This is a genomic window from Acidobacteriota bacterium, assembly GCA_012517875.1.
GTDB lineage: Bacteria > Acidobacteriota > JAAYUB01 > JAAYUB01 > JAAYUB01 > JAAYUB01.
Window position 1 is genome coordinate 1 of sequence record JAAYUB010000041.1, and the last position, 4,496, is coordinate 4,496.

A 4,496-nucleotide genomic window follows, 5' to 3' on the forward strand; every position below is an offset into this window, starting at 1 on the left:
GCCACTCGAATCGCGGCTTCATACGCCGTTGCGGCGCGGCGGTAGGCGGCCATCGCCTCGGAGTAGCGCCCGGCGATCCGGTGCCCGGTGCCGGTTTCCCGCCAGATCCGTCCTTCCAGAACCTTCGCTTCATAGAGCCACGGCAGCCGGCGGAACGCCTTCTTGGCATTGTCCAACGCGTCCTGCAATCTGCCTTCGTAGAAGGCCAGAATCGCCTCCGGCCACTCGGGGCAATCGCGGTTCAGGCCGGCACCGGCCCGCAGGTAGCGACAGGCCGGCTTGCGCAGGGTGCGCACGATTTCATCCCGGCGGGCTTCCCGCTGCGTTTTGCCTTGAATCTTGTTGAGCGCCTGCTCCTCGCGGAAATAAATCTGTCCCAGGGTGCTCCCCAAAGCGAATGCGACTTCGGGTGTCCGGTAGTCCATGCTCCAGGCGCGCGCCAGGTGTTCCCGGGCTCGGTCGAAGTCGTGCAGCGCCAGGTAGCCGCGTCCCAACGCCGAGTGGCCGGGCCCAAGGGCCACACTGCCACGTTCGCGCATCTCCGCCTCGATGGATTGCATGATCCGTCGCACCATCGCCCGGGCCGGCCGGATATCGTGAAGGTCTAACGACTGGGCCCGCCACAGCACCCCTTCCACCTGCTCCACCCGCTGGCCGAACCGCTGGGCCAGTTCCGCCTGCTCGGCGGCGTCGCGGCGCGCCTGCCACCAAAGGGCGAGCAGCACGGTCGTCGCCACCAGGGCGGTTCCCGCCACGGCCACCACGGCCTTGTGCTTGCGCAACCGCTTGCCGATGCGTTCCACCAGACCCGGCGGGCGGGCCTGGATCGGTTCGCCGTTGAGAAACCGGTCCAGCTCGTCGGCGAGCGCCCGGGCCGAATCGTAGCGCCGGCGGGGATCCTTTTCCAGGCACTTCATGACCACGCACTCGAGGTCCACGGGCACGGCCGGCGCGTGCAGCCGCAGCGAGTCGGGTTCCTTGTTGATGGCCTGCAGGAGCGCCTCGATGGGCGTGGCCGCCTCGAACGGGGGACGCCCGGCCAGCAGGGCGTAGAGCGTGGCGCCGAGGCTGTAGACGTCCGCGCGGCGGTCCACCGTCCCCGCCTGGCCCAGGGCCTGCTCCGGCGACACGAAGGCCGGGGTCCCCAGGGAGGTTCCGCTCACCGTGAGCGCCTCGCCGCCCATCTCCCGGACCAGGCCGAAGTCCACCACGAATGGTATCAGCGTTCCGTCTTCGTTCGTCTCCACCATGATGTTGGCCGGCTTGATGTCCCGGTGGATGAGGCCCATCCGGTGGGCGGCATGCACCGCCTCGGCCGCCTGCCGGATGATCAGCACCTTCTGCTCCAGCGACATTCCCGCGGCGGTGGCGCTCAGGGTTTGGCCCTCGATGTACTGCATGGCGATGTAGGGCCGGCCGTGCACCTCGCCCACCTCGTACACTTTGCCCACGTGGGGATGGTCGATGCGGGCCTGGGCCCGCGCCTCGCGGAAGAAGCGCTGCACGCATTCGGGATCGTCACTGGATAGAAACTTGACCGCCACCCGCCGGTTCAGCCGGGTGTCCCAGGCCAGGTACACCCGGCCCATGCCGCCCACGCCGAGGAGGCGTTCGCAGCGGTACAGGGCCCAGCCCGGCGCGGGCCAGCCGGTTTCCTCAGCTGCGGCTTCCGGCGGTCCGTCGGCGCAAGCGCCGGGCGGCCGGGTCGGCGGAGCGGCGGGGCGATCCGGCGCCGGGGCTCCGGTCGGGCACGGCAAGGCGACGGTATCAGGACCCTGATTGGGATCCGCGGCGGGACCGACCATATGCCGATGGGGGGAGTCGGAAGTCACGGCTCTATTCTATCGGCCCGCTCCGCCGTCATCAAGGAGGAACTCGCCGGAGATCGTTGACTCGGACCAGTGAGGGGGGTATAGTGCACTTGGTTGTTTGAGACACAGGCGCCCGTCGGGCTGAAAAGGGAAGGCGGTGAAAAACCGCTGCGGTCCCGCCGCTGTGACCGGGGACGAACGCCGCGCGATCCACTGTCCCGCCGAAAGGGGGATGGGAAGGAGCGGCCGGTAGGATGATCCGGAAGCCAGAAGACCTGCCTGTGGCTCGTCATCGGATTCTTCGAGGTACAAGATACGGTGATCGACTTCACGTCCCGTCGTTCCAGTCATCCCGACATCCCCGTCCTTCGGAGAATCCTATTCACTTCGTGTTGAATAGGAGGATCCATGCGTTGTCTGGTTCTGACTGTCCTGATCGGATGGCTCGGTATCGCCGCGGCCCGTCCCGCCGCCGCTGACGCCGCCGAATCCCCGGTCCGCATCCGAACCGAAATCGTCGTCACCGCCACCCGCACCGAGGCGGAGCTGCGCACGGTGGGCAACTCGGTCACCGTGCTCACCCGCGCGGAGCTGCAGCGGCGCGGCTACGCCACAGTGGCCGACGCGCTGGCCGGCGTGGCCGGCGTCCAGCTCACCACCTCCGGGCCGGCGGGCAGCGTCACCACCGCATTTCTGCGCGGCGCCAACTCCGAACACACCTTGCTCCTGCTCGACGGCGTCCGTGCCAACGATCCCATGAGCCCCAGCCGGGGAGCCGACCTCGGCAACCTGACCCTCGACAACGTGGAGCGGATCGAGGTGATCCGCGGCCCCCAGAGCACCGTGCTCGGTTCCGACGCCATCGGCGGGGTGATCCACGTCATCACCCGCCACGGCGAAGGAAAGCCGGAGGTCTTCGCTGAGGCCGAGGGCGGCAGCTGCGGCGCCTGGCGGGCCCGGGCCGGCGTGGCCGGCACCGGCGGCGCCTGGCGCTACGCCGGCAGCGTTTCGCACAGCGCCAGTGACGGCTTCTCCGCCGCCGCGGCCCGCGACGGTAACACCGAAGCCGACGGCTGGCGCAACACCACCGCCACCGGCCGGCTGGAGTATGCATTCTCGCCGGCCGTTTCGGCGGCGGTCCACTTCCGCTTCCTCGACGGCCGGTGCGGTCTGGACAATTTCGGCGGCCCCTCCGGCGACGATCCCAATTTCAGCGGCGACGAGCGCCAGCTCCTGGCCGGCGGCGAACTGCGCCACACCCACGACTCGGGGCTCTGGCGGCAACGCCTCGCCTTCGCCTACACCGGCGCGGCTCGCGAGTACTTCAACTTCGCCGACGCCGCTCACCCCGGCGAATCGAGCGAGGCGCTGTACAAGGGCATCACCCATCAGCTCACCTGGCAGCACGAGCTGTTCCTCGTCGCGGGGCATGCCCTCACCGCCGGCTACGACTACCTGCGGGAGCAGGGCCACTCCTACTACCACTCCGAGAGCCTGTGGGGCCCGTACACGTCCGCCTTCCCCGGGCGGAGCGCCGACATGCACTCACTCTACCTCCAGGACCAGTTTCAGCTCGGCGACCGGTTCTTTCTCACCGGCGGCATCCGCCTGGACCACCACGACCGCTTCGGGGCCGATCTCAACTTCCGCCTCATGCCCGTGCTGGAGCTGGCGGAAACCGGCACCCGGTTTCATGGCAGCGTAGGCACCGGTTTCAAGGCGCCGTCGCTGTACCAGCTGTACGCGCCGCCCTCGGACTGGGGCAACACCGGCAACCCGGAACTGCAACCCGAGGAGAGCTGGAGCATCGACGGCGGCGTGGACCAGATGCTCTTCGGCCAGACGCTGTGGCTGAGCCTCACGGGCTTCTACAACCGCTACTCCGGCCTCATCGTGTTCGGCGACGGCTACAAAAACCTGGACGACGCCGCTACAGCCGGTTTGGAAGCCGAAGCCCAGTGGTCGCCGCATGAACGGTTCCGTCTGGGCGCGGCATACACCTACACCCGGAGCGAGGATCGCGCCACCGGCGACTCGCTGCTGCGGCGCGCGCCCCATTTGGTATCGGTCTCCGCGGCGGTGCGGCCGGTCGCGAAGCTGAACCTGGCCGTACAGTTCCTGCACAAGGGCGCCCGGCCGGACCTGGATTTTTCCTCATGGCCTTCCCGGCGGGTCCGGCTTGAGCCGTACACCCTCCTCAACCTGACGGCCACGTATCCCTTGGCCGACGGTCTGGAGCTCTTCGGGCGGGTGTTCAATCTGCTGAACCAGGACCTGGAGGAGATCGCCGGCTACGGCTGGTCGGAGCTGGCGGTGTACTGCGGGATCCGGCTCCGGCTGCGGTGAGCCTGTTTTTCCAAGAGCCGGATTCACCACAGAGTCACAAATGGCACAAAGGATTTTAATCGTTGATGGTGAATGGGTGAATCGGGAGACGGGAAACGAAAGGCGGGTCCCGAACCGCGAGATCCGCAGTCCGATGTCCGACGATCGGGAATGAGTTCCGAGTCTCGAGCCTCGAGCCTCGAGACCGGACACTCCGAGACGAGCCGCATTCAGGAGCCACGCCATGACGAACAGTCGAATTCTTCTTGGCTTCATTCTGACCATGGTGCTGACCGGCGCCGCCCGGCCTGCCGATTACCCCAAACCCCACCGCGACTCCGTGACGCCGAACGAGGCCCA

Annotated in this window: 2 protein-coding genes and 1 riboswitch; of the genes, one reads left to right on the forward strand and one right to left on the reverse strand. The window is 67.9% G+C overall.

The window, feature by feature from the left end:
- Positions 1-1,757, reverse strand: a 1,757-nt coding sequence (locus GX414_05475) for a serine/threonine protein kinase (protein NLI46540.1), incomplete at its 3' end; no start/stop codon positions are given.
- A 164-nt stretch (positions 1,758-1,921) separates the two neighbouring features.
- Positions 1,922-2,109, forward strand: a riboswitch (cobalamin riboswitch).
- A 110-nt stretch (positions 2,110-2,219) separates the two neighbouring features.
- On the opposite strand from GX414_05475, the gene GX414_05480 reads away from it, so the two are divergent.
- Positions 2,220-4,157, forward strand: a complete 1,938-nt coding sequence (locus GX414_05480; GenBank protein ID NLI46541.1) for a TonB-dependent receptor — start codon at positions 2,220-2,222, stop codon at positions 4,155-4,157.
- The last annotated feature ends 339 nt before the right edge of the window (positions 4,158-4,496 follow it).

Excerpts from the sequence above, each read along its gene's own strand:
- GX414_05480 (NLI46541.1), top strand. The coding sequence starts at position 2,220 with ATGCGTTGTCTGGTTCTGACTGTCCTGATCGGATGGCTCGGTATCGCC.